Origin of the sequence: Kocuria sp. APC 4018 (assembly GCF_030407675.1) — a bacterium.
GTDB classification, from domain to species: Bacteria; Actinomycetota; Actinomycetes; order Actinomycetales; family Micrococcaceae; genus Kocuria; species Kocuria rhizophila.
The window spans coordinates 1-21871 of sequence record NZ_JASDCY010000037.1 but is presented as its reverse complement, the minus strand read 5'-3'; the positions used below and the strand labels follow the sequence as shown (position 1 = coordinate 21871).

Sequence of the window (21871 nt, the reverse complement as noted above, 5' to 3'; positions counted from 1 at the left end):
AACCCGGCGGCGTCGGCCTCAGCCCTGCGGGGACGCAACCGGCGCCTCCTTCGGAGCGGAGCCCAGGCGGTACAGCCGGCGGGCGGACCACCACATGAGCACCACGAGCAGCGCGTTGCGGAAGGTGAGCACCGCGGCCATGAACGGGTTGTTGTGGCTCAGGGCCGTGTAGAAGAGCGGGTAGATCAGGAACGTGGCGATCCCGATCAGCACGGCGAGCACCGCCGGGGTGCGCCACACGCGCCAGTCGTGCACCAGGCCCACCGCGATCACGGGGCCCAGCCACACCATGAACTGGGGTGAGCCCACCTTGTTGAACACGATGAACGCGGTGACCATGGTCAGGGATCCCGCCAGGAACAGGGCGGTGCGGTCCAGCCGGCCGGCGTTCACGCCGCGGTGCAGCCCGCGCAGGATCAGCCACACCACGGCGAGCGCCGCGAGCAGCAGCAGCGGCTGCATGAGCTTGGACATCACGTCCGAGCCGGGGCCGTCCACCTGCATGGAGTTGATGTCCGTGTTCATGTACATGTGGGAGTCGCCGATGTGCAGCACGGACAGCCACAGCCACGGCGTGGTGAAGGTGGCCTCGAGCTGCATCCCGCGGTCACCCTGCTGCGTGGCAAAGTCCGCGATCTTCTCCACCGAGCCCGACGCCGCCGCCACGCCCACCGCGCCCAGCGTCACCAGGACGCCGGCGAGCAGGACGGCGCCGCGGCGTCGTGCGGCGGTCAGCAGGGCGAGCACCACCGCGGCCGGCCAGACCTTGACCCAGGTGGCGATGCTGAGCACCGCGGACGCCGCGAAGGGGCGGGAGACGCCGTAGACCAGGCCGATCAGCACGATCGGCGCGGTGAGCCCGTCCACGCGGGCGAAGCCCAGCCAGCCCATGAGCAGGATGAACAGGAGCCACCACCAGCCGGCGGGCAGGGCGGCGCGGTTGCGGCCCCAGTCCGTGAGCTTTCCCATGGCCAGGGCGTCCAGCACCGTGATGATGAGGACCCACAGGAAGAAGAACGGGCCGGGGCCGAAGGCGTAGGCGATGGCCATGGGGATCTGTGCGAGCACGGGGTACACCCACGGGCTCGGGCCGGAGGGCAGGTTCGCCTCGTCGAAGCCGGCGCCCGCCCAGTCCCGGTAGATGTTGGTGTCGCTGAAGGCGTTGCCCTGCAGGGACACGATCAGCGCGAAGAGCAGGAAGCCCACGTGCACCACCAGGAACCCCGCCAGCAGACCGCGGGGGGTCATGAGCGCGTACTGCCAGCGCCGGGGGATCACGGCATCGCGGAACCGGGTGAGGGCCGCGAAGTATTTCTCAGTGGGCACGAAGCGTTCCTTGTCCGAGGGTGTGGCGTGTGGTGTTCAGGCGGGGTGGTGCCTGCCCGGTGCCGGTCGCCCGAGGGCGCTCCGGTGGCATGGGGCGCACTCGCGGTGCCTCCCCGCCCTCAGAGTCTATGGGGCCGCGCCGGGGAGCGGTTGCCCTGCCCCGCCGAATCCCCCGGAAGATTGCCGGGTGGCGGGGAGGCCGTCCTGTAAAGTCGAGGGGCGGAGCCGCTGAACACCTCGGCTCGCCCACCGCTGGTTGGCCGAGGGGGTTGGAGTCCATGACCGCGTCAGCTTCTGCCGCCCCGCCCGCGGGACCGCACACCGGATCGACCGCCACCATCGAGCTGCACGCGCGCGTGGCCGTGGTCCAGGGCGTGATCGGCTCGGTCATGATGTTCCTGGGTTCCCTGGGGACCGGGTGGATCGCCAACGGCTCCCCCATGGTCCGTCACCCCCTGATCATCGAGCTGCGCGTGAACGTGTGGGGGGTCTACGCGTGCACCGCCCTGCTGACCCTCGGCGCCATGCTGCTCATCCGCTCGTGGCTGCGGCTCGGGCAGCGGCTGCGGGGCTGGCCCCCGGGCTCCCAGCGCACCGTCACCACGGCCATCGTGGCGTGGTCGCTTCCCCTGCTGTTCGCCGTGCCCATCTACTCCCGGGACGTCTACGCGTACATCGGACAAGGGCGGCTCATGCTGGCCGGCCAGGACCCGTACACGGAGGGCATCTCCTCCCTGGACAACTGGTTCATGCTGGGCGCGGACCCGGAGTGGGCCGAGGCCCGCACCCCCTACGGGCCGTACTTCCTGTGGATCGCCGCCGCGGTGGTCAAGATCACCGGCGCGCAGCCGGACCTCTCCGTCATGCTGTTCCGGCTGGTGGCCTGCGTGGGCGTGGCGCTGTGCGTGGTCTACGTGCCCAAGCTCGCTCGGCTGCACAGCGTCAACGGCGCCCGCGCCCTGTGGATCTCCGTGGCCAACCCGTTGTTCCTCATCAGCTTCGTGGCCAGCGCCCACAACGACGCCCTCATGGTGGGACTCGCCGTGGCCGGCGTGTACTTCGCGGCCACGAAACATCCCATCATTGGAATACTTCTGGTGACGGGGTCCATCGGCATCAAACCCATCACCATCCTGCTGCTTCCGTTCGTGGGGCTGCTGTGGGCGGGCAAGGGTGCCTCCTGGCCGCGCCGCTTCCTGATCTGGGCGGCCACGGCATCCCTCAGCTTCGGTGTGCTGGCGGTCAGTGGGCTGGTGGACGGCCTGGGGCTCGGGTGGACCTGGGCGCTGCTGGACCCCACACCCGGCTACACCGGCTACTCACCCTCCGGGTTCCTGGGGCAGCAGGTGGAGCAGCTGGGCAACGCCCTGGGCCTGCACGGCGACCAGATGGCCCAGCAGTTCCGCCGCATGCTCCAGGGCAGCGCGATCATCATCGTGCTGGTGCTCATGTTCGTGGGCGGGGACCGGAAGATCGTGCGCCGCATGGGCATCGCCTTCGCGGCCGTGGTGCTGCTCTCCCCCATCATCCAGCCCTGGTACATCCTGTGGTTCCTGCCCTTCCTGGCCGCCACCGGCATCAAGGACAACTGGCAGATCCGCAGCATCTACATCGTGATCACGTTCTTCGTGGTCTTCGGCGCGCAGGACCAGCTCTCCGTGTGGCCGTTCATCGACCTGCGGGTCAGTGTGTCCCAGGTGGCGTTCGTGATCGCCGTGGCCTTCACCCTCTACCTCGCCCTGCTCGACCGCCGCACCCGCACCCTCCTCACGCACGGCGGGTGGCAGGGCTGGTTCGGGCCCGGCCCCGCGCAGCCGTCCACGGAGCTGCGCTGGCCGAGCTGAGGCCGGGGGACGACGCCGCACGGCCGGGTTTCGTGCGAACCTCATCATGAACGAAACGGCCCAGTGCCATGAGAGTGCCTGAGCCGTTGACGCGCTTCTCCAGCCGGACCCAGGAGCTCCTTATTGACCTGCCAATGCGCCGCTCCAAAGCCCGTTCCAAGACGAAGTACGCGCCTGCCGGGGTCACTCGACGGGCGCGTACTTCATCAAAACGATCTTCGAATCAGAGCGGGGTGACGTAGGCGCCCGAGATTCCGCCATCGACCAGGAACGTGGAAGCCGTCATGAAGGAGGAGTCATCACTGGCCAAGAAGGCCACTGCGGCCGCGAGCTCCTCGGGCTCAGCGAACCGGCCCAACGGCACATGCACCAGTCGGCGTGCCGCCTTCTCCGGGTCCTTGGCAAACAGCTCCTTCAGCAGCGGCGTGTTCACCGGTCCCGGACACAGAGCGTTGACGCGGATTCCCTGACGGGCGAACTCCACACCCAGCTCGCGGCTCATCGAGAGAACTCCTCCCTTGGATGCGCTGTACGAGATCTGGGACGTGGCTGCTCCCATCACCGCCACGAAGGACGCCGTGTTGATGATGGACCCCTTGCCCTGCTCCTTCATGTAGGGGATGGCGTACTTGCAGCAGTAGTACACAGAGGTCAGGTTCACCTCCTGCACCCTGCGCCACGCATCAATGTCCGTGTCGAGGATCGAGGCGTCATCTGCGGGTGAGATCCCTGCGTTGTTGAACGTGATGTCCACCGAACCGTACTTCTCGTACGTCCGCGCATACAGGTTTTCCACCTCCTCGCGATCAGTCACGTCCACGCGGACGAACATGCCACCGACCTCCTCAGCAGCTCTTTCCCCTGTGACGGGATCGATGTCCGCAATCACCACACGAGCTCCTTCGGCTGCCAGGCGGCGCGCGGTCGCAAGGCCGATGCCGCTGGCACCCCCGGTGATGACGGCGCTTCGATCAACCAATCGGCGGGCATTCACATCCATGAGATCTCCATTCGTAGTACTGCTGCACTGACGCAGCGCAGAGGGTCGTTGTGTCGGTCAGTTGCTGGACAGGAAGACGTTCTTGGTTTCCGTGAAGGCATCCGGCGCATCCGGGCCGAGCTCTCGCCCGAATCCGGACTGTTTGAAGCCGCCGAACGGCGTCCAGTAGCGCACTGAGGCGTGGGTGTTGACGGAGAGGTTTCCCGCCTCCACGCCTCGGGAAACTCGCAGTGCCCGGCCGACGTCGCGGGTCCAGATCGAGCCGGAGAGGCCATATTCCGTGTCATTGGCGAGCCGAACCGCATCGGCCTCGTCCTCGAAGGGAACCACCGAGATGACAGGCCCGAAGATCTCCTCCCGAAACACCCGGGACTCCGGGGAAGGCAGGAGGACCGTGGGCGGGAACCAGAAACCGGCGCCCGTGGGAGCGGAGCCCTGGAAGGCCACGCGAGCGTCCGTCTCCAGATAGGACGCCACGCTGTCTCTGTGCTGGCGGGAAACCAACGGGCCCATGGCGGTGTCCTCCTGCCACGGGTCGCCGCACGTGAAGTTCTTGACGGCCGGCTCGAGCAGTTCAAGGAATTGGTCCAGCACGGACCGCTGGACGAGCACCCGGGAACGCGAACAGCAGTCCTGACCGGCGTTGTCGAATGCGCCATCCGGGGTGGACGCCGCTGCCTGTTCAAGATCGGCGTCCGCGAAGATGATGTTCGAGTTCTTTCCCCCAAGTTCCAGGGTCACTCTCTTCACCTGCTCGGAACACCCTGCCATGATCCGCTTGCCCACATCCGTGGAGCCGGTGAACACGACCTTGCGGACCGAAGGGTGAGTGACGAACCGCTCTCCCACAACAGACCCCTTGCCGGGAATCACGGTGAAAACCCCTTCAGGAATCCCTGCTTGCACCGCGAGCTCACCCAACCGGATGGCGGTGAGCGGCGTGATTTCCGCCGGTTTCAGCACCACCGTGTTGCCAGCTGCCAGCGCGGGGGCAAAGCCCCACCCGGCGATGGGCATCGGAAAGTTCCAGGGCACGATGATTCCCACGACCCCGAGGGGTTCGTGGAAGGTGATGTTGACACCACCGGGTGCGGGAATCTGTCGTCCCGAAAGTCGTTCCGGAGCTCCGGCGTAGTAGTTGAGCACATCCCGCACGTTGCCTGCCTCCCAGCGGGCATTGCCAATGGTGTGGCCAGCGTTGCGCACTTCCAAGGCAGCGAGGTTTTCGATGTCGGCGTCCACCGCAGCTGCGAACTGCCGCAGCAGACGGGCACGGTCGGCTGGATCCACGGCGCGCCATGCGGCGTACGCGCGTTGCGCGCTGTCGATGGCAGCGTCGACCTCTTCCACTGACGCCAAGTCCACGGAATCGATGACTTCTTCCGTGGCGGGGTTGATGATCTGAGTAGCAGTCATGGGACTGGTCAGTCCTTTCGGTCCTGGAAAACTATCGGCCATTTTGGCGGCGCAGGGCATACTCCCTGGCCGCAGATACAAAGCCATCGAAGAGACGCACGTCCTGTCGGTTCTCCTCGGGGTGGAACTGCACGCCCAGGGTCCATCCCCCCGTTGCGGTTTCCACAGCTTCCACGGTGCCGTCCTGGGCGCGCGCCGTGACCAGCAGTCCATCGGCCACCCGGTCGAGCGCCTGATGGTGATAACAAGGCGATTCAGCCGAGGATCCGAGCAGTTCGGCACATCGGCTCCCAGGCTCTGTGTCGAACCGCACCGTGCCGTACCGGCCGGGCTCAGGCTGGTACTGCGCGGCCACTGGATTGATGTCCGGCAGGTGCTGAATGAGTGTCCCCCCGAGGGCGACATTCAAGATCTGAGCTCCACGGCAGATGGCAAACAACGGGAGTTCCATGTCCAGGGCGCGGCGGGTCAGGGCGATGTCGTGCTCGTCCCGGGAGGGCTGGGACGACGTTCGGGGATGGGGTTCCGCACCGTAGAACTGGGGATCCACGTCCACCCCGCCAATCACCACCAGCCCATCCACCATGTCCAGCACTTCGGGGTCCGTTCCCACTGGCGGGAGTAACACCGGGGTGCCACCAGCCCGCGCGACACCCTCTACATAGGCCCCGGGAACGATGGCCGCCGTTGCGTTCCACACCCCCCACGAGCCCTCCTGGTAGTAGGTCGTGAGCGCGATCCGCGGACGCCGTCCTTCTTCTGTCTCGGGCATCTCAGAGCCTCTCGAAACCACGACGGAGTTCCCAATCGGTGATCGCAGCCTCGAAGGCAGCCAGCTCCACGTCGGCGTAGTGGACGTAGTGGTCCACCACGTCCGATCCGAACAGCTCTCGGGCGAGTGTGGAACTTTCCAGCAGGTCTCGGGCCTCCCGCATGGTGGAAGGAACTACCGGCGCATCGGACTCGTAGGCATTGCCTTCCATCATGGGTTCCAGTTCAAGCTGGTTCTCGATCCCGTAGAGACCGGAAGCCAGCATGGCGGAGAGGGCAAGGTAGGGGTTCACGTCCCCTCCCGGCAGCCTGTTCTCCATACGAGCAGACGAACCGCTGCCCACCAGGCGCACGGCACACGAACGGTTGTCCACTCCCCATGCGACAGCAGTAGGAGCGAAGCTGCCCCTGACGAACCTCTTGTAGGAGTTGATGTTCGGCGCGTAGAAGATGGCAAGCTCTCGCATTCCCTTGAGCACACCAGCGATGAACTGCTCATACACAGCGGTGCGCGCACCTGTCTCCTTGTCCCAGAAGACCAGTTCACCGTTCAATCCACGCAACGACATGTGGATGTGGCAGGAGCTGCCCTCCCGGTCGTTGGGCTTGGCCATGAACGTGACCGATTTTCCTTGCTGATGCGCGATCTGCTTGGAGGAGAGCTTGTAAACCACGTGGTTGTCCGCAGTGACCATTCCATCATCGAAGCGAAAAGCGATCTCGTGCTGACCGAAATTGCACTCGCCCTTCGCGTTCTCCACCGTCATCCCGGCCGCGTACATGGCATTGCGGATCTCACGCAACAAGGGCTCCACGCGCTGGGATCCGAGGAGGTTGTAGTCCACGTTGTACTTGTTGGCTGGCTCCAGATTTCGGTAGTCGGAGTCCCAGGCATCCTCGTAGCTGGTGTTGTAGACGCAGAACTCGAGCTCTGTCCCCGTCATCATGGTGAACCCCATGTCCTTGGCACGGTCCAGTTGGCGGCGGAGCATCGCGCGGGGGGACATCGGGATGGGCTGTCCATCATGTCCGACCAGATCACACTGAATCATGACCTGACCAGGGTTGTGGGGCATCAGGCGAATCGTGTTCAGATCCATGGCGAAACTCATGTCCCCGTATCCGGCTTCCCAGCTGCTGATGGCATAGCCCGCAGGGGTGTTCATCTCCGTGTCCACCGCCAAGAGGTAATTGCAGCCCTCGGCTCCCTCATCCATGATCGCGTCAAGAAAGAACTGGGCGTGGTTGAGTTTGCCCTGAAGCCTTCCCTGCATGTCCGTGAAGGCCAGTACTACGGTGTCGATTTCCTTGCCCAGAATCTTCTGACGCAGCTGGTCCACGGTGAGCATGCGGTCGTTGCGTGGGTGCTTCTCTGATGCGTTCATGTCGTCCATTCCTCGGTCCATGTCCATGATTGGGCGGTCGATGTGAAATCATTGAAGGTCGGTTTCGGCGCCCTCCACGAGGGCGAATTCCTCCTCAGGGGCATTCGCCACGAGATGGTGCCTGCTGTAGAACCAGAAATAGGCCAGGAACACCAGGAACACCCCCGCCGTGATGGAGGCCGCCAGCACGTCGACCAGGAACGTCGCCACCACCGCCACGATCGCCAGCACCATGGCAATTCCTGTGGTGAGCACCCCACCGGGAGTGCGGTACCCCCTCGGCAGCTCCGGTTCACGGAATCTCAGAACGATGTGCGACAGGTTCAGCAGCACGTAGGAGACTGTTGCCCCGAACACAGCGATGTTGATCAGGAGCCCTCCGTCTTTCGTCACGGCAGCGAGGATGAACCCGATCGTGCCTGGGACCAGGAGTGCGACCCAAGGGGTCCGCTGCTTACCGGTCAGAGAGAGGAAACGGGGCAGATACCCCGCCCGAGACAGGGCGAACAACTGGCGGGAGTATGCGTACATGATGGAGAAGAAGCTGGCAACCAGCCCGGCCAGCCCGGCGTAGTTGACCACGCTTGCCATGATGCTGTCCTGGCCGTCCACTGCACGGATGGCCTCTGGCAGAGGGTTGTCCGAGGTGCTCATTGCCAGGGAACCAGCGGCTCCCGGCACCAGGACCAGCATCAGTGCCCCGCTGACCAGCAGAAAAATCATCGCCACGATGATGCCCCTCGGCATGTCGCGCTTGGGGTCGGTGGTCTCTTCTGCGGCAAGCGGCACACCCTCCACGGCAAGGAAGAACCAGATCCCGTACACCAGTGCGGACATCACGCCGGCATACCCCATGGGCATGAAGGCGCTAGATCCCACCGACCCATCGGGCACGATGTCGAACAGATTCGACACGTCGAAGTGCGGCAGGAGCGCCACGACGGTCACCCCGAGGGCCAGGACCGCGATGGCGGTGATGCCGAACATCAGCTTCAGAGCTTCCCCCACTCCGTACATGTGGATGCCCATGAAGACCAGGTAGGTCACCAGGTACACGGGCCAGGAATTGGTCAGCCCGAAGAGACCCAGGGCCTCGATGTACCCCCCGATGAACGTGGCAATTGCAGCGGGTGCGACTGCGTACTCGATCAACACTGCAGTTCCGGTGGCGAATCCGCCCAGGGGCCCCAGCGCCCTGCGAGCAAATCCATACCCTGCACCCGCAGTGGGGAGAGTGGATGACAGCTCAGCAAGACCAAAGACCATGCAGGTGTACATCAGCCCCATGAGGGCGAAAGCAATGAGCAGCCCACCCCACCCACCTTCGGCAAGACCGATGTTCCAGCCAGCGAAATCCCCGGAGATCACGTACGAGACCCCGAGTCCAGCGAGCAGAACCCACCCTGCGGCGCCAGCTTTCAACCGGCGGTGCTCCATGTACTCAGAGCCAGCGACGTGCCCTTCGGTCCGCTCGTCTCGCATGACATTCCACCTTCGGGACTCGAGCCCCCGTAGATCGGGGTATAAAGGACTGGTACCAGTCCATAGCGTTTCCCGAAAGTGTTCCAGCTCACACAGAACGCGTCAAGGCATCTCGCGGATGGGGTTGTTCGTGACGCAGCTCGCGCAGAGACGTCCCCACCTTCGCCCTCTCGTAGTGTGGATGGCACCTCACACCCCCAGAGAGGAGAATCGTGGTGGATTTTGGGCACCCCTACGCGGTCCTGCGCCCAGTGCGTTCGGGCAATGCGTTCGAGGAGACCATCGAGCACCTTCTCCAGGCGATCAAGGTCGGCCTCTTTCCGAAGGGGGACAAGTTGCCCCCTGAGCGAGAACTGGCTGTGCACCTCGGGGTCTCTCGCGCCACCTTGCGCGACGCCCTGGCCGAACTGCAGCGCGCCGGGTTCATCGAAGTTCGCCGTGGCCGCTACGGCGGCACGTACATACTGGACAGCCCTACCGAGTCTGTCGAGAAAGGCGAGATTTTAGACCCAGAAGCATGTCATGATGCCTTGGTCTTCAGGTCAGTCGTCGAGCCTGCGGCCGCAGAGCTGGCGGCAACTGCGAGTTTGTCCGCCCCCGCGCGACAGCACCTTCAGTCATGTCTTGCCGATGTTCTGGAGGCTGACGAAAGCACCTACCGCACCCGAGACGCCCGCTTTCACATCGCCGTGGCTGAACTCAGCAACTGTCCTTCACTCGTCGCAGCTGTGACCGATGCCCGGGCGCGGGCAAGTGCCCTGCTGGACCAGATCCCCCTGCTGAGCGCCAACCTGGCGCACTCCAATCAGCAGCACGTGGCCCTCGCCGAGTCCATCCTCCAGGGGAACCCGGCCCGCGCGCGCTCTCTGATGGCAGACCACCTCGAGGGGACGGCATCCCTACTGCGCGGCTTCATGCCCTGAGCGCCGTACGAGGTCAAATCGCATCAGCGGTCTCCCCGCAGCCGCTCCAGCTCGCGTCGGTCCTTCTTGGTGGGACGCCCCGCGCCACGGTCGCGGCGAGCCACGGGCACGCTGAGCTCGGCGGGACGCGGCGGTGAGTGGTCCACGTAGCATTTCGCGGCCACCGGGGCGCCCACGCGCTTGACGATCAACCGGGTGACCTCGAACTCCTGCTGCCACCCCGGGCGCTTCACACTCACCCTGTCCCCCACACGCACCGGTTGGGCGGCCTTCACGGGGGCGCCGTTGAGCCGGACGTGGCCGGCACGGCACCCCTGGGTGGCGGAGGAACGGGTCTTGAACAGCCGGACGGACCACAGCCACACGTCCAGGCGCACGCTCGCGGGATCATTGGTGGGCATGGATCCACGGTACTCCGCAGCATGCCTCTCGGACCCCGGCAGGTACGGAGCGCCCGGGCGGGTCGCGCCGCCCGGGCGCCGCGGCGTCGTCGTCAGTCCACGACCGGGAGCTCGGTGGTCTCGAAGCGCTCCTGGAAGAATTCCCGGTTGCGCAGGAACTGCGTGAACATCACGACGACGCCCAGCAGGAGGATCCCGGCACCGAGGATGAAGACGAGCCCCACCCCGGCGATCTGGGAACCGGACCCGTACTCCGGATCCATCGAGTCGATCGAGGTCTGCACGAAGAACATCAGCAGCAGAACGCCGCCCAGCAGAGGACACACCAGGTTGACCAGGCAGCTCTTGACGGAGCGGAACCACGACCTGCGGAAGTACCACACGCACGCGAGCGCGGTGACGCCGTAGTAGAAGCAGACCATCATGCCCAGAGCCGTGATGGTGTCCCACAGGACGTCCTCGCTGACCACCCTCATGAACGTGTAGAACAGCGAGGAGACCACCGCCGCCGCCACCGTGGCGAAACCCGGTGACTGGAAGCGGGGTGTGATGCGGGCGAAGCGCCGAGGCAGCGCCCCGTAGTACCCCATGGCCAGCAGAGTGCGCGCCGGCGAGACGAAGGTGGACTGCAGCGAGGCCGCGGACGAGGACAGCACGGCCAACGACAACAGGATTGCCGCCGGACCCATGACAGGACCCGCGAGAGCGGCGAACACGTTCTCCTGGATCTCCGGGTTGTTCAGTCCCACCCCGGTGTCCGACAGGCCGGCGAAGCTCAGCACCGCGAGACCCACGAGCATGTACAGCACCACGATGGAGAAGATGGTGGCCAGTGCCGCGCGGCCCGGAGTGGTGGACGCCCCCTTGGTCTCCTCGTTGATGGTGAGGACCACGTCCCACCCCCAGTAGATGAAGACGGACAGTGACACCCCGGCCGCGAAGGCGGACAGGGACTCCACCCCGAAGGGGTTGAACCATTCCGCCTGGATGGCGATCCCGCCGGCAGCCGTCCCACGAGCCACGTGCACCAGCGCCGCCACGGAGAACCAGACCAGGATGACGAGCTGGAACGCCACCAGCACGTACTGCACTTTCTTGGTGGTCTCCATTCCCCGGTAGGAGATCCAGCACGCGCCGGCCATGAACACCAGGCAGGTGAGGATGTTGACGGGCACGTTGGACGCCAGATCGGCGATCTCCTCCCGTCCCGTGAGCTGGGCGATCATGAGGTAGAAGAAGTCCACCGCAATCCCGGCCAGGTTGGAGAGCACCAGGATGGTGGCCGCGAGCAGGCCCCACCCGCCCATCCACCCGACCCACGGGCCGAAGGCCTTGGAGGTCCAGGTGAACGTGGTTCCGGAGTCCGGCATGGCCCTGTTCAGCTGCCGGTACCCCACCGCCACCAGGAGCATCGGGATGAACCCGACCAGGAAGATGGCCGGGAGATGTGTTCCCACGGCCGCAGCCGTGGGTCCCAGAGCACCGGAGAGCGTGTAGGCGGGGGCGATGCAGGACATGCCGATGACCACAGCGCCGAGCAGACCCACGGACCCGGAGCTCAGACCCTTGCGGGTGTCGTTGTCCTCAGCAGCACTCATGAGCTGGTCCCTTCTTCGGATGCGCGCAGGGGCAGCACGATCATGGGAATGGGCAGGTGACGCAGGATCCTGGCGGTCGTCGCCCCCAGGAAGGTCTGCCGGTCACCGGCGAGGCGGGAGGACCCCACCATCAGCACCGAGTCCGGTTCCCAGTCCATCGCGCTGACGGCCTTCTTGAGGTTCTTGCCGTGGGCCACTTTCACGGACACGGGGCAGTCCGTGCTGATGCGCCGGGCCGCCTCCTCGAGGCTCTCCTCCACGCGGGCGATCGCCTCCCCCGGCGCTCCAGCCACCTGGTCCAGCGGCAGGAAGCTGAGCAGGCTCAGCTCGAGTCCGCTGCGGGACACCGCTTCCTGCGCCTCCGACATGATCCGCTGCGCACCGGGGCGGGTGCCGATGCCCGCATAGAGCCTCGAGATGCCCTCCGCTCCCTTGTACCCGCGCGGTGCAAGCGCCACCGGGACACCGGCGCGGTGGAGGAGAGTGTCCGTCACCGGTCCCACGGAGAACTTGGCGGTGTAGGTTCCGCTCGCGGCACCCACCACCACCAGTGAGGCCGAGAACTCCGTCACCGCATCCAGCAGACCCGCGGCCACCGAGTGGGACGCGCGCAGGTGCGACCGAGCAACGACCCCCTGCGGGACCAGCGCCATGGCCTCCTGCAGCCAGGCACCCGCCTGCCTTCGGATCATGGGCGACACGTCTCCCACCGGCGGGTACACCTGCGAGTGGGGGTCGTCCTGCCGGAGGATGCACACGATGTCCAGCTCCGCCCGGAAGGCCTTGGCCAGCGCTGCCGCCAGTCGGAGGGCGTCCTTGCTGCGCTTGTCACCGTTGTACCCGACCACGTAGTGCGACGCGCGCTCCCCTGGCTGCTCGGCGGCGGCAGAACGGCTCATCCGGTTCACTGCCCACCCCGGGCGTCCACGATCTTCGAGGCCGCCAGCGCACCCTGTCGCAGCGCACCGTCCACGTGCTGGTAGCCCTCCGCCGCGAGGTCGGAGCAGGCCCAGCGGATGGGGCCCACGGGCTCGGACTGGATGGCCCCGTAGCGGTGCAGACCACCGAGGTCGTAGGACGCGGCGTACGCACCGCGGGTCCACTCCTCGGAACCGAAGTCGGACTCGTAGTAGACCACCGGGTTCTTGGCCTCCTCACCCAGGTAGTGGGAGAGGGACTCGAGGACCTGACGCTTGCGCTCCTCGGCCGGGAGGCGGAAGACCTCGTCCGCCTTCTCGTCGGAGACGAAGCCCACCAGGGTGCCACGCTCGTCCTCGTGGTTCGTGTTGTCGTAGACCTCCTGGGACAGCTCGTGCGCGCAGAAGCCCGTTCCGGAGAGACCCTTCTCGCGCCAGAACGGCGTCTCGTACACGGCGTGGATCTTGATCACGATGCCGAGCGACTGGTGCTGGTGCATCTGGTGCTGGGCCCGCGGCAGGGGCGGCTCGAAGGAGATCCGCGAGTACAGGTTCGGCGGCACGGCCACCACCACGTCCTTGGCCTTGACGGTCACGCGGTCGGAGAGCACGCGCACCGTGAAGTCGGGATCGTGCTCCTCGTAGGTCTCGCCCTCGCCGGCCCACTGGATGGTGCGCACCGGGGAGTTGAGGAACACCGAGGCGCCGGTGTCACCCGTCAGGACCTCCGTCCCGGAGTCCACGCCGAGCTGCTCGGCCATCGTCACGGAGACCGACTGCATCCCGCCCACCACGCGGCGGTCCAGGATGAAGTCCTCGTCCACCAGGTTGGAGAAGGAGCCTGCGGAGGCGGCCATGAGCACGGCCTGCAGTGCGGAGAACGCGTGGGACGGCTTGGTGAGCATGCCGCCGGCGATGAAGATGCCGATGTTGTTGCACGCCTCCTCGTCGTCCGAGTTCTGCCGCAGCCAGTCCTTGAAGGACACGGTGTCCAGCTCACGAGCCCTGGGGTGGGCCCACGGCTCGGTGGGTCCGATCTCGGCGGCAAGGTCGTCCATCAGCTGGATGAGCCGGTCCATCTCCTTCTCCGTGCCCTCGGAGGTGGGGAACATGTGGCCGTCGTACAGGTGCCGGGACCCGTCCGGCGCGATGTAGACGGACTGGCCCTCGCGGTAGCGCTCGAACGTGGTGAGCCCGAGCTCGTCCACCAGGGAGAGCAGCTCGGTCTGGTCGGGAGAGATCCACTGGCCGCCGATCTCCAGGAACGCCCCGTCAATGGTGTTGGACCAGGTGCGGCCGCCCACACGGTCGCGGGCCTCCAGGACCGCCACGGACTTGCCGGCCTGGGACAGACGGCGTGCGGCCATGAGGCCCGCTGGGCCGGCGCCCACGACCACGACGTCGCGTTCGATGGCTTCGGTGGAGCCCACGGTGCGTTGTTCAGACATTTCGGTGTCCTTTCGAGAGAATATGAAGGGTATTCATTTACAAGACGCGTGCCGGTGCCCGGTCGCGCGGTGCGCGATGCGTCGTCGGGCACGTCAGGGCCGCATGAGCGGCCGGTCAGGAGAAGCTGTGGAGCAGGACCGTCCCCCGAGACCGCGAGGGCGACCCAGGAACCCGGTGCTGACGCAGCGCAAGATCGCTGCTGCCGCCATGACGCTGATCCAGTCCCGCGGCTACCGCGGCCTGACCATGTCCGCGCTCGCCACGCAGCTGGGGGTCTCGGCCTCTGCGCTCTACAACCATGTGGGCTCCAAACGGGACATCATGATCCTGGTCCAGGACCGGGTGAACATGGAGATCGACTGCTCCGCCTTCGAGACGGAGCCGTGGGATGTGGCTCTGGGGCAGTGGGCCCGTTCCTACCGGCACGTCTACACACGGAACATCCCACTGATCCCTGTGATGTCCGTGCTCCCCGTGGCCGACTCCCCTCACACCCTGGCGATGTACGAGAAGGTGTCCGCGGGTCTCGTGCGCGCCGGCTGGCCCGAGTCCTGGGTGGTCAACACGGTGGTGGCGGTGGAGTCCCTCGTGTTCGGCTCTGCCTACGACGCCACGGCGCCGGAGAACATCTTCGATCCCGGGCGGCTGTCGGAGATCGCCCCGGTCTTCTCCGCCGCCGTCTCGCAGAGAGACCTTACGGTGATCTCGTCTGGCGGGAGGCGGGCCGCGGGTTCCGGCGCCGATGCGGCGTTCGACGTCGCCCTGCGGAGCCTGATCGCGGGGTTCCGGCAGGAGCTGGAGGCGCTGCGTCCTTCGGAGGACGACTGACGCAGCGCCCCCACCTCAGACCTCGAGGGAGTGCATCACGTGCTTCACGCGCGTGTACTCCTCCACCGAGTACAGGGAGAGGTCCTTGCCGTAGCCCGAGTTCTTGAAACCGCCGTGGGGCATCTCGGAGACGAGCAGCATGTGCGTGTTGACCCACACGCACCCGAAGTCGAGATCGCGACTCACCCGCATGGCAGTCCCGTGGTCCGAGGTCCACACGCTGGAGGCCAGGGCGTAGGGCACGTCGTTGGCCATCTCCACGGCCTCCTGCTCCGTGGTGAACTTCTGCACGGTGAGAACGGGGCCGAAGGTCTCCTCCTGCACCAGCTCGTCCTCCTGCCGGACGTTCGTGATGATGGTGGGCTGGATGAAGAAGCCGTCCGAGTCGGCCACGGGACCGCCACCGGTGACCACGGACGCGTGAGCCGGGATGTTCTCGAGTTTGGCCTTCACATCGTTGAAGTGGCGGACGTTGTTGAGCGGCCCGAAGGCGTTCTTGGACTCGTCCGGATCGCCCGTGACCGTGTTCTCCGCCTGCTCCGCCAGGAGCTTGACGAGTTCGTCGTGCGCACTGGCCTCCACCAGGATTCGGGTGACAGCGGTGCAGTCCTGACCCGCGTTGAACGTTCCGTACTGCACGAGCTGCTCCGCGGTGCGCTCCAGGTCCGCATCGGCGAACACGACGGCAGGTGCCTTGCCGCCGAGCTCGAGGTGCGTGCGCTTGAGCCCTTCGGAGGCGCTCCGGGCGACGGCCCGACCCGCGCGCACCGAGCCGGTGATCGACACCATGGCCGGGGTGGGGTGCGTGGTGAGCAGTTCCCCCCGTTCCCCGCATCTCCCAGCACCACGTTGAGCACGCCCGCAGGGAGGATCTCTCCCGCCAGACGCGCGAGCACGAGGGTGGACTCGGGCGTGGTGTCACTGGGCTTGAGCACGATCGTGTTGCCGGCCGCGAGCGCGGGGCCGATCTTCCAGATGCCCATCAGCAGGGGGTAGTTCCACGGTGCGACCTGAGCCACCACACCCACGGGTTCACGCCGCACGTAAGAGGTGTTCTCGGACATGTACTCCATGGCTGCGCGGCCCTCGAGGGTGCGCGCGGCCCCGGCGAAGAAACGCAGGTTGTCGGTGCCCGCGTCCACTTCCTCCTCCGCGATCTGGGTGCGCGGCTGGCCGGTGTTGCGGTGCTGGGCCTCCACCAGCTCGTCACGGTGCTCCTGCAGGGCGTCCGCGAGCTGGAGAAGCGCTTCCTGACGCTCAGCGGGGGTGGTCTTCTTCCAGGTTCTGGACGCCACCGACGCCGCCTCGAAGGCGGCATCGACGTCCTGCTGGTTGGACACTGGCGACACGGCCACCGTCCGCCCGGTGGCGGGATCGACGATGTCCAGCGTCTTCTCCCCGTGGGCAGGCACGAAGTGCCCGTCGATGAAGTTCTGCAGCTTGTCGGCCATGGTGGTCTCCTCCGTGGGACGGCGGGCGTCCGGTGAACGCTGCGCTCGTGCCCGTGCTTCCTGGAACGCGGGGTCGAGCGCTCATGTCGTGTGCATCACTATAAATGATCGACGTTCATTTATGAACCCACCCACACAGCCGCGACGCCGCCGGGACCCTGCCCGGCGGCGTCGCCGTGTTCTGCGCCGTCCTCAGCCATGGCGCCCAGCCGGACCGAGCCACCCCGAGGCCGCGGCCAGCCACCGCACCCCTGCGACCCAGTGGCCGTGCGGCTCAGTGGCCGTGCGACGCCTCCCCGTGGTGCCCCTCGGGGCCGTGGTCGTGACCCTCGCCGGAGGCAGCCCCCGCCCCGTGGGGCTTACCCGTGGTGACCGCGAGCTCCACCGGGGTCTGCGGCAGGTCGATGCTCTTGGCCACGGTGCCGTCACCCAGGTCCACCACGTGCAGCTTCCGGTGCTCCGCGTCCGTGACGTACGCCTTGTCCCCGGCCACCTTGACCGCGGGACCGGCCTGCTGCCAGTCGTCCTTCTCCTGCCACGGCGAGATCACGGGGATCCGCTTCGTGATCTTCCCGGTGTTCGGGTCAATAACGGCGAGCTTGCCGTCGTAGGTCAGCACGAGTCCCTCGCCGTGGGGCCCGCGGGCCAGGGAACGGAACCAGTAGGAGGAGCCCAGGTCCACGAGCTTGTGCGAGTCGTTGCGGGTGTCGAACAGCGCCACCCGGGTGGGGTGCTCGTGCTCCGCGTCCTTGTCCACCTTGTAGTCGCCGAGCACGATCGGGGACGCCTGCGAGCCCGCCAGGTTCCCGGAGCGCGCGTAGGCGTCCTTCACGGGCACCTTGTGGAACGCCCCGTCCCGGTACACCACGGGCCCGTTCTCGCAGCCGACCATGACGGTGTCCGTGCGCTTGCCGGGCGCCGCCGCGGCCTCCCCGTGCACGCCGGGGCAGTCGGTGGTCTCCGCCCTGACGGAGCCGTCCGGTGCGAGCACCTGCGCGGTGTGCCGCTCGTCCTCGGTGCCCTGCGTGGTGAACAGCGTGCCGTCGGAGAGCTCCAGCGCCACGCCGTGGTGCGGTGCCTTCGTCGCTCGCTTCTCCACCGAGGGCTCGCCCTTCTCCTTGAGCGCGCCGGACTCGAAGGTCTGGATGGACCCGTCGCCGTCCCCGAACAGGGTGGTCTTCCCGTCGTGCACCACCACGTGCCCCGCGTGGGGAGCAGCGAACGTGCGGCCGGTCAGCGCGGGCACAGACTGGTAGTAGTGGTGGTGGTCGCCGTGCGCCTTGGCCTCCAGCCCCGTGTCGAAGACCTTGAACTCATCCCCGTCCGACACCATCACGTGCCGCCCGTCGCCCGCGTCGTTGAGCCGCAGGAACCCGTCCTCCGCGACGTCCTCCACCACCTCCCCGGACTCGGTGTCCACCGTGAGCAGCCCGCCCTCGTACGCGAGCACCGCACGCGGGGCCAGGTGCGAGACCTCCTTCGCGGCCGGCGTCGCCTTCTCGCTGGGACTCGCCGAGGACGACGACGCCGCCCCGCCACCCTGCGCGCACCCGCTCAGCAGCAGCGCGGTCACCCCCAGGCAGGTCACCGCCAGGGGCAGGGGCGCGTGGCGCCGCACGGAGGCAGCGGTGGATCGGCGGGCAGTGGGACCGGGGTCTCGTGGTGTGTGCATGGCGGAACCGTACCACTACATGCGAATCGTTTTCATTTAGAGCACCAACACATCTATCCCTCCACCGCACCACGGGCCACAATGGAACACCCCTGCACCCCGAGCCCAGGAGTCCCCATGACCACCATCCCCCGCACCGTGGGCGTCATCGGCCTGGGCGCCATGGGCACCCCCATGACCGGGCACCTGGTGGCCGCCGGCCACGACGTCATGGTCCTGCGGCACTCCCTGCACAAGGCGGACGGTGCCCGCCCCGTGGACGATCCCCGCCACATGGCCAGCCAGGCGGACGTCGTGCTCCTCATGGTCCCGGGCGCCCTGGAGATCGACGCGCTGCTGCCGCACCTCGCGGACGGTGCGGCCGAGCGGGACCGCGAGCGCGGCGGCGTCGTCATCGCGATCGGCTCCACCGTCTCCCCGGACGACGTCGCCCGCTGGCACCGCGAGCACCCGGACCTCGCGCTCGTGGACGCGCCCGTCTCCGGGGGCGAAGCGGGCGCCGTGCGGGGCGAGCTGTCCATCATGGTGGGCGGAGCGCCGGACGAGGTGACCCCGGTGATGGACGTGCTGGCGGCCTGCGGGCGGCCCGTGCACCTGGGACCGCTCGGCGCGGGGCAGGTGGCCAAGGCGTGCAACCAGCTGATCTGCGCCGCGGAGATCGTGGCCCTCGCCGAGGCATCCGTGGTGGCCGAGCGCGCGGGGCTGGACCTGGCCGAGCTGCTGGAGCTGATGCAGGGCGGCTACGCCGGTTCCGTGGTCATGGCGGACAAGACCCCCAAGCTCGTGGCCCACGACTACTCGGTCTCCGCCCGCGCGGCCTTCGTCCACAAGGACGTCTCCGCCTACCTCGACGCCGCCCGCGCCACCGGCACCGCCTCCGTGCTGGGCGGGCCACTGCGCGACGCCGCCCGGCACCTCGTGGACGCCGGCCTGGGCGAGCAGGACTCGGCCGTGTTCCAGCAGTGGGTGGCCCAGCGCGGGAGCGGCGAGGACCGCGCCTCCTCGCCACCGGACCCGTCTGCGACCGCCGCGGCGGTCCCGGTCGATCGGCACGACCACCCCACCTCCGGGAACACCGGCGCGCAGCAGGACCGGGCCGGAGGCGAGCGGTGAGCAACCCCGAGAAGGACCCGCAGCCCACCGTGTGCCGCCCGGGACCCGCGCCGACGCGCGGCGGGCTGCGCAGCGGCGTCGTCGTGGCGGACGGGGAGAACGGGCCCGTGGAGATCCTCGAGCCCCGGGACGTGCCCCTGGGCGGCCCGCGCGGGATGACCGTGCGGCGCACCCTGCCGCAGAAGGGCCGGTCGCTGATCGGCGCCTGGTGCTTCCTGGACTCCTACGGCCCGGACCGCGTGGCGACCACCGGTGGAATGAAGGTCCCACGCCACCCCCACACGGGCCTGGCGACCGTGTCCTGGCTGTTCGAGGGCCGCATCGACCACGTGGACTCCGCCGGGAACTGGGCCACCGTCCGCCCCGGAGAGGTGGACCTGATGAACGCCGGACGCGGGATCACCCACTCCGAGTTCTCCACCCGGGACACCAGCGTGCTCCACGGCGTGCAGCTCTGGTACGCGTTCCCGGACGAGTCCCGCTTCGGGGAGCCGAGCCTGGACACCCATCGACCCGAGCTCCTGGCGGGGCCGGGGTACCGGGCCCGCGTGTTCCTCGGCTCCCTGCTGGGGGTGGATTCCCCCGTGGCTACGCGCATCCCGCTCACGGGCGCGGAGCTGCTGATCGAACCGCGCACCACCGTGGAGGTCGACGTACCACCCGAGCACGAGCACGGCGTGCTGCGCGTGGACGCTCCGCTCTCCCTGGACGGCGTGAAGATCCCCCGGCACGGCATCGGGTTCGCGGGCACGGGCCGCTCCCGCCTGCGCCTCACCACGGGCGACGACGCCGCCACGGTCCTGCTCATCGGCGGGGCGCCCCTGAACGAGCAGATCGTGATGTGGTGGAACTTCGTGGGCCGCTCCCACGAGGAGATCGCCGCGTGGCGGCGTGCGTACATGGAGGAGATGGGCTTCGCGGCGCCGGGCCCCGACTCACCGCTGGCCCCGGACCGCACCGGGGGCCCTGTGGGCGGGGCGGAGCTCGACGGGCTGCTCGACACCGCCTACGACGACGGGCGGCCCTTCCCGCAGTTCGGGACCTTCCCACCCGGCCAGCCGGACCCGCTGCCCGCACCGGAGCTGCCGAACACCGTCCTGCGCCCGCGGGGCTGAACCGGCGGCGTCGCCTGCCGCACCGGCAACGGCACAGCACCCTGGCGCCCGAGGCACCCCAAGCCCTGCGGAGCGTCGTGCATTTGCTCCGCTAGTGCAGATTTTCGGCCCCCGGGCTGCGTTTGCTCCGCTGATGCACGACCCCGCGGAACCAGTTGCGGGCCCCGTGCGCGGCCGCTCAGCCGGTGGGCCGGAAGCTCCACTTCTCCTGCGACTCGACCACCACCACCTGCTCACCGCCGTCGACCTCGACGTCCACCGTCACGGGGGACGTCCCGTACTCGAACGCGGTGGAGAGCCCGAGGTCGTCGGCGTCGTAGACGGCCACGGCAGGGACGTCGTGCTCCGCGGTCACCTCCAGGGAGTGCGTGCGGGCCGGGCCCGGTGGCAGCCGGAAGACCCCGGGGCCCTCCCCGGTCACGGCGGTGCCGCGCTCCACCACGGGCACGGCGGAGAGCGGGTAGATCTTCACGTCCCACTCCATCCCAGAGTTGCCCTCCGGGTAGAGCACGGCGGTGTGGCGCCTGGTGCTCGAGGCATTGACCAGTGCCGTCCCCGTCTGTCCCGCGCGCACCGACCCCAGGGTCTCCGTCGGCTGCCCGCCGGGACGCTCGGCGCCGGTGAGGAACACGGAGCCGCTGTCCCCGCCGCCGGTTGCGCTCCACACCACCAGCAGCGGTTCGTCCCCGGCCGGGAGGGTCACGGCGTTCTCGGTCCGCTGCTCCAGCGTGAGCTCCTGGAACGTCCCGCTCTTCTGCACCAGGGGCTTCCCGTTCGGGGCCGGCAGCGCCCGGGTGCCCGCGGCGCCGGGGGCGGCCGCGCTCGTCGTCGGCCCCGCGCTCGTGGTGTCCCGCCCCGCTGACGACGCCGCCGGGCCGGGGCTCGTGGGATCGCTCCCCCGGGTGGGTTCGGCCACCTGCGCCGAGGAGGTCAGCGGTTCGGGCCCGTCGTCCCGAGGGCTCCCGAGGGAGGTGACCAGCAGGTAGATCAACCCCGCGAGAACCGCGAGGCCGATGACCACGCCCACCGCCACCAGGGCGATGACCACCCCGGGAGAGACGCCGTTGCGCGACCGGTCCGCCGCGCCCGGGGGTGTCGCGTCACCCTGAGTGCCCACGGGAGCCTGTGGATCGGGGCCGGGCTCCCCGGTGCCGCGGCCGCCCGGTTGAAAGTCACGGGC

16 protein-coding genes and 2 pseudogenes are annotated in these 21871 nt (G+C 67.8%); 5 read left to right on the top strand and 13 right to left on the bottom strand.

The features are described from left to right. Nucleotides 1-18 precede the first annotated feature (18 nt). On the bottom strand, nt 19-1326 hold the full coding sequence (locus QL985_RS07920) for a DUF2029 domain-containing protein (RefSeq protein ID WP_259905576.1): 1308 nt from the start codon (nt 1324-1326) through the stop codon (nt 19-21). Between the two features lie 278 nt (nt 1327-1604). Here QL985_RS07920 and mptB point away from each other — a divergent pair, with 278 nt between their 5' ends. Further along, on the top strand, nt 1605-3170 hold the full coding sequence (gene mptB, locus QL985_RS07915; RefSeq protein ID WP_124109025.1) for a polyprenol phosphomannose-dependent alpha 1,6 mannosyltransferase MptB: 1566 nt from the start codon (nt 1605-1607) through the stop codon (nt 3168-3170). A gap of 223 nt (nt 3171-3393) precedes the next feature. On the opposite strand, the gene QL985_RS07910 is transcribed toward mptB, so the two are convergent. The 5 genes from QL985_RS07910 to eat are packed head-to-tail and all read right to left on the bottom strand — an operon-like array spanning nt 3394 to nt 9224. After that, nucleotides 3394-4170: a 3-oxoacyl-ACP reductase gene (locus QL985_RS07910; protein ID WP_124109026.1), complete on the bottom strand. Its 777-nt coding sequence runs from the start codon at nt 4168-4170 to the stop codon at nt 3394-3396. Nucleotides 4171-4227: 57 nt separating this feature from the next. Next, nucleotides 4228-5586: an aldehyde dehydrogenase family protein gene (locus tag QL985_RS07905; protein WP_124109027.1), complete on the bottom strand. Its 1359-nt coding sequence runs from the start codon at nt 5584-5586 to the stop codon at nt 4228-4230. Between the two features lie 31 nt (nt 5587-5617). Beyond that, nucleotides 5618-6358, bottom strand: a complete 741-nt coding sequence (locus QL985_RS07900) for a gamma-glutamyl-gamma-aminobutyrate hydrolase family protein (RefSeq protein ID WP_124109028.1) — start codon at nt 6356-6358, stop codon at nt 5618-5620. A gap of 1 nt (nt 6359) precedes the next feature. Next, nucleotides 6360-7742, bottom strand: a complete 1383-nt coding sequence (locus QL985_RS07895) for a glutamine synthetase family protein (protein WP_164481612.1) — start codon at nt 7740-7742, stop codon at nt 6360-6362. A 48-nt stretch (nt 7743-7790) separates the two neighbouring features. After that, nucleotides 7791-9224: an ethanolamine permease gene (gene eat / locus QL985_RS07890; protein WP_124109030.1), complete on the bottom strand. Its 1434-nt coding sequence runs from the start codon at nt 9222-9224 to the stop codon at nt 7791-7793. Nucleotides 9225-9436: 212 nt separating this feature from the next. Between eat and QL985_RS07885 the strand changes: the two genes are divergently transcribed. Then, the gene (locus tag QL985_RS07885) at nt 9437-10147 is read left to right on the top strand and encodes a GntR family transcriptional regulator (protein ID WP_164481608.1); all 711 of its coding nucleotides are present in this window, start codon (nt 9437-9439) and stop codon (nt 10145-10147) included. A 23-nt stretch (nt 10148-10170) separates the two neighbouring features. On the opposite strand, the gene QL985_RS07880 is transcribed toward QL985_RS07885, so the two are convergent. The 4 genes from QL985_RS07880 to QL985_RS07865 all read right to left on the bottom strand — a co-directional run bounded on the left by QL985_RS07880 (nt 10171) and on the right by QL985_RS07865 (nt 14511). Next, nucleotides 10171-10548, bottom strand: a complete 378-nt coding sequence (locus QL985_RS07880; RefSeq protein WP_124109031.1) for an RNA-binding S4 domain-containing protein — start codon at nt 10546-10548, stop codon at nt 10171-10173. Between the two features lie 92 nt (nt 10549-10640). Then, on the bottom strand, nt 10641-12146 hold the full coding sequence (locus QL985_RS07875; RefSeq protein WP_191871910.1) for an APC family permease: 1506 nt from the start codon (nt 12144-12146) through the stop codon (nt 10641-10643). Further along, a complete protein-coding gene (locus QL985_RS07870; RefSeq protein ID WP_223110067.1) occupies nt 12143-13045 on the bottom strand; it encodes a universal stress protein in 903 nt (300 codons plus the stop codon). Before QL985_RS07870 ends, QL985_RS07875 begins: the two co-directional genes overlap by 4 nt. Before the next feature lie 5 nt (nt 13046-13050). Continuing rightward, nucleotides 13051-14511, bottom strand: a complete 1461-nt coding sequence (locus QL985_RS07865) for an NAD(P)/FAD-dependent oxidoreductase (RefSeq protein ID WP_124109034.1) — start codon at nt 14509-14511, stop codon at nt 13051-13053. A 175-nt stretch (nt 14512-14686) separates the two neighbouring features. Between QL985_RS07865 and QL985_RS07860 the strand changes: the two genes are divergently transcribed. Then, complete coding sequence (locus tag QL985_RS07860; RefSeq protein WP_223110068.1) at nt 14687-15340, top strand: TetR/AcrR family transcriptional regulator; 654 nt, start codon at nt 14687-14689, stop codon at nt 15338-15340. Between the two features lie 15 nt (nt 15341-15355). Here QL985_RS07860 and QL985_RS07855 read toward each other — a convergent pair. After that, nucleotides 15356-16791 (bottom strand): annotated as a pseudogene (locus tag QL985_RS07855) (gamma-aminobutyraldehyde dehydrogenase). Between the two features lie 274 nt (nt 16792-17065). Then, nucleotides 17066-18463 (bottom strand): hypothetical protein, encoded by a 1398-nt coding sequence (locus QL985_RS07850; protein ID WP_259905951.1) that lies wholly within the window; start codon nt 18461-18463, stop codon nt 17066-17068. A gap of 117 nt (nt 18464-18580) precedes the next feature. Between QL985_RS07850 and QL985_RS07845 the strand changes: the two genes are divergently transcribed. Continuing rightward, nucleotides 18581-19576: an NAD(P)-dependent oxidoreductase gene (locus QL985_RS07845; RefSeq protein WP_259905952.1), complete on the top strand. Its 996-nt coding sequence runs from the start codon at nt 18581-18583 to the stop codon at nt 19574-19576. Then, a complete protein-coding gene (locus QL985_RS07840; protein ID WP_259905959.1) occupies nt 19573-20691 on the top strand; it encodes a pirin family protein in 1119 nt (372 codons plus the stop codon). Before QL985_RS07845 ends, QL985_RS07840 begins: the two co-directional genes overlap by 4 nt. A 178-nt stretch (nt 20692-20869) precedes the next feature. On the opposite strand, the pseudogene QL985_RS07835 reads toward QL985_RS07840, so the two are convergent. Then, nucleotides 20870-21871, bottom strand: a pseudogene (locus tag QL985_RS07835) (hypothetical protein); the annotation flags it as partial.